This window comes from Xenorhabdus khoisanae (assembly GCF_001037465.1).
In the GTDB taxonomy this organism is placed as follows: Bacteria; Pseudomonadota; Gammaproteobacteria; order Enterobacterales; family Enterobacteriaceae; genus Xenorhabdus; species Xenorhabdus khoisanae.
Genome location: NZ_LFCV01000251.1, coordinates 1 through 4096, shown reverse-complemented (window position 1 = coordinate 4096; position 4096 = coordinate 1). Strand labels below are relative to the sequence as shown.

Below are 4096 nucleotides of genomic sequence, written 5' to 3'. Positions count from 1 at the left end.
AGTTCTATCTCTATCCTCAAACAGCACTAGTAAGTATTGTTAATTTATGGAGTTATATTATAAGTACTAAGTTTGATATTAGACGTAGAGCTAAGCAGGTAATCTATGCAGTGAACTATATTAAGCCTACTTTTTTTGATTCTATAGGCATACCCGATATTTCTGATTATAAAACCGATGGTATATATGCAAATTCGGGTTTGCCATATTTTATGGCACTTGTAAGTAGTGACTCTAGAATAGAAAGAAATGATACAGTTTTATTTTTTGTTAATAAATTAAATTCTACGAAACCTCCTAACTTTACGGGCTATACGGAGTTGATTAGTGATCCTGAAACACAGTTAGATCAATATAATATGAAACTTCCTTATACGATTTTTGAACAGTTTATACCATCGGAATTTTCTTATACTGTTGTTAAGCCGGATGGAGCAGCGTTATATTCTGACACATTACCAGTAACTTATTTAGGAGGGACACCTTATGTACCTGAAGAAGGAGTTAAGAGAAGCTATGAGCTTTGCATAGTTCATCCTAGTACTGGTGTTGATCCTGATGTTTTTATACCAGCTGATAATGATATTGGTTATGAAAACATCAAGAAATACCCCAATCATAAATATGATGGATTATTTATTGAAATAGTACGCTCTGACACTAAAACTGCTGATGGAAAATTAAGTCCAGTTCCATTAGATATAGAAGATATTACTCTAAATATGTATATTAATTCAGATAATAAAGGTTTTCCTAAATCTTATACCAAACAGATTAGTTTGGCAAGCATAGGTGGCAAGGGTAATAAAAATTCTATTTTTTTTAATATTCCTCACGATGATATTGTTGGTGTTAAGTGGAGGGGGAATATCAGTTTTGATTATCAATTCTTTAAAGATGAAGTTATTCAGTATAGTGCTGTTTGGAATGGGTATATTGGTACTGAACCACTTGAAAGTTCTAGTTAGTCGAAAGGAAAAGCATGCGTGATATAATTTTCTAAAACAATTAGAAAAAATTTCATTTTATTATATTAAGCTAATAAAAATAAGACAGTCCCTTGCTCCTCATGTTCCTAGGAGTAAGGGAGAATTTGGTGTTTTTATAAATTTAATTATATCTTTTGGTTTATATATACATTGGATATTGGATTAAATTGCTATAGTAAGGAAATTTCTTTCCGGTAGCATAGATAATTAAAAATATAAAACCTATAGTAGGAATAAACATATGTCTAATATTATGACTTTTTCACTGCCAGAAACGGGTAATTTAATCATAGGGCAAGATTTTTTATTTACAGTAATATTATCCTCTGATGAAGCTATAGATAGAAGTTCAACAATTTCATTTTTTAATAATAAAAATATTTCTATACCACCTGGGGATATTACCGTAAATTTGGAAAATGATAATAAAAAAGCTACGGTAACAGTGACGCTTACCGTAACTAATTCGATAGCAGAAAATGAGGAGATTCATTTTAGTGTAAAAACATCATTGAGTGGTGTTCAGCAAAAAAAATTTCAGTATATTGCAAAAGAAGTTTACCCTGAATCATTGAGGTTAATTGTTGATAATGCTTTTTTATCAGTGCCAGCGTCATATGATCATACTCAAATAGGTACTGTATCAACTAAAGTACATACCATTATCAAAGATAAAGATGGGAGTCCATTATCAGGAGTTCCGATCTTTATAAAGAGTAGAGTATTTAATCAGCTAGAAGAAGTATACATTTATGCTAATGATGTAAGAAAGAAAATAAATATTCAAAATCTTTCTCTTTATTCTGGTTTTTCTATAAATTCAGGTGATAACGGTAAGGTGGAATTTTATATCTCTCCTATTAAACCACTACCATTAGTTATTGACTTGTCATCAACTATAAAAATTTCAGCCGATTTCGCTGTTTCTCATAGTACTGTTATCATCATTTTTGATGATGGCAAATATAATCGACAATCACCTGAAGCAGTTACTGCTATTGATGGTGATTTAACATCGAAAGGAGAAAGCAAATTTTGGCTAGACACAATACCATGTACAGCTTATGATGTTGATGATTTTTTATTATTCAATGTTAATGGTGAATACAAGTATTACGTCAGAGCATTTGATTTAAGTGAAGAAAATAAATGCTTAATTAAATTACCTTACTTTATTCTTGAGAAAAATAAATTATCGCTTCTTTCTTATCTTGTAATAAGAGGGAATGGAGATATTTTAGCTAAATCCTATCCTGCGAATATCACTTACAGAGGAAGGCCAAATAAACCATGGACAGATGTTGATAGAATATATGAATCCTGTAAGGTTTACACTAGCTTTAATGACGTTATAGAGCAGGATGGTGGTATAAACAATCAAAAAATATCTAACCATGCAAAAAATCCAGATGATGCTGGCTTGTTCGTTACAATAACAGGAACCAATGATAATAGTGATAATACTAAAGTAAAACTTGGATCAGAAGTTACTTTAAATTTATATATTAATTCTAGCAACAACACAGTCACACAATCTTTTAATTGCATAATGCCATATCATCCAGATAATGAAGGTGGGAAAACGGCGGTATTGAAATTTAATATACCTTATAATTTATTAAATGGTAATTTGGCATTTCCTTTCCATGACGGAGAGATCTATTTTGATTATCAGGTTGGTGATGATAATGATAGGGATGTAACGTATGGTGGTATTTGGTCTGGTCATATCGTTACAGGTTAGAATAAGTCATCAGGCATATATATAATTTAAATCACATTAAAAGTATGTTTAAAATGGTGATGCATGAATATAAAAAATAACATCGTTTTATCTAAACCTGAATTCCCTCAAGGTAATTCGCATAACGTCATTAATATCCTTGAAGTTAAAGCGATGGGAATTAAATATTTAGTCATGAAAGTGAAGAAATATGATGGGGTAGAGCTATTGGATAGTATAGATGGTGAACTCTATCTAAAAAATAATTCAACGGCTAAAATAAAAAGCATTACCTACTGTGTAACGCCAGATGTTCTCGATAACGACTATGATTATTATACTGTAATTTTTAATGTAAGTGATTTTCATACATATGGATTATACGAAGCAGTATATACAGTGACAAGTTCAAATGATAATAAATATACTTCACCAATTTCAAATGTTAATATTATAGAGGGCGATTCTATGAATGCTTCAGGTAATGAAATAACGTTTACTGATATTAAAAATCGTAAATTATATTTAAGCAGTATTTCCCGTGAAAGAGGAATACGGGTTCGTGTAAATTTTAAAGATTTTACGGCTGGGAATACCATCACTATTACATTAAAAATTTTAGATGAAGGGAATAGCCCAATAAATACTTTGAAATTTGACAAAATTTTGCTCAAAGAACAGGCAGGTCAAGGCTATGCTGATTATACAATAAGTACAGATGGGGTGAATTTTGTAGAGGCTAAATCTATTATGGCTAGCTTTTATAATACTGATAAAAATATAACATCATCTTTAGCTCAAATTTCTATTTATAACGATTTAGATAATGTTAATGTCAAAGTTCAATTGACTCAAAATATTGGTACTAGTAGTGGTTCTCTTCATGTAAAACCGTTTTTAACAGCCGTAGTGTATACAGGAACAAATAGCAAGCAAATTGTTGCCCAAGTATCCAATGCTTCATTTAATGATGGTTCTAAAAGAATCCATCTGGATAAAATAAATGACAATGGAGTGGGGTATCTGAATATTTATAGTGAAGATATTACTAAAAATAGTGTTCTAACTCTTAACTATCTAGATCCTGTTAATGCTTATAAAGTTTGTTTAAATTTTTCGGTTTGGTTATTATCCTCAAGTGAAGAAATTAAATATACTTATAGTTCTTATGGTGTTGCAGATGGAACGTGCCAATGTTTCCTTTTTATTGAGCCGCTAAAAACTGGAATTGAGACTATTAATGTGAAGTTTGATACGCCAGATATCATAATTGATGATGTTGTTAAGAATTCTATACCAATAAATAATCCTATTACTAATAAAGTCTTGAGTTATAAATTAACCTAAAATAAAGATTTTAGGACTAATTTTTCTATTAATGCAA

The 4096-nt window shown here is 30.3% G+C and carries 3 protein-coding genes; all 3 read left to right on the top strand.

What is annotated here, in order from left to right:
• Positions 1 to 968: hypothetical protein (locus tag AB204_RS20595; RefSeq protein WP_235428166.1), on the top strand; the 968-nt coding region annotated here is incomplete at its 5' end.
• Positions 969 to 1230: 262 nt separating this feature from the next.
• The gene (locus AB204_RS20590; protein WP_047965246.1) at positions 1231 to 2733 is read left to right on the top strand and encodes a hypothetical protein; all 1503 of its coding nucleotides are present in this window, start codon (positions 1231 to 1233) and stop codon (positions 2731 to 2733) included.
• A gap of 63 nt (positions 2734 to 2796) precedes the next feature.
• Entirely contained in the window at positions 2797 to 4059 is a 1263-nt protein-coding gene (locus AB204_RS20585) for a hypothetical protein (RefSeq protein WP_047965245.1), read from the top strand.
• Positions 4060 to 4096 lie beyond the last annotated feature (37 nt).

Coding starts and splice junctions, on each gene's coding strand:
- AB204_RS20590 (WP_047965246.1), top strand. CDS start 1,231: ATGTCTAATATTATGACTTTTTCACTGCCAGAAACGGGTAATTTAATC.
- AB204_RS20585 (WP_047965245.1), top strand. CDS start 2,797: ATGAATATAAAAAATAACATCGTTTTATCTAAACCTGAATTCCCTCAA.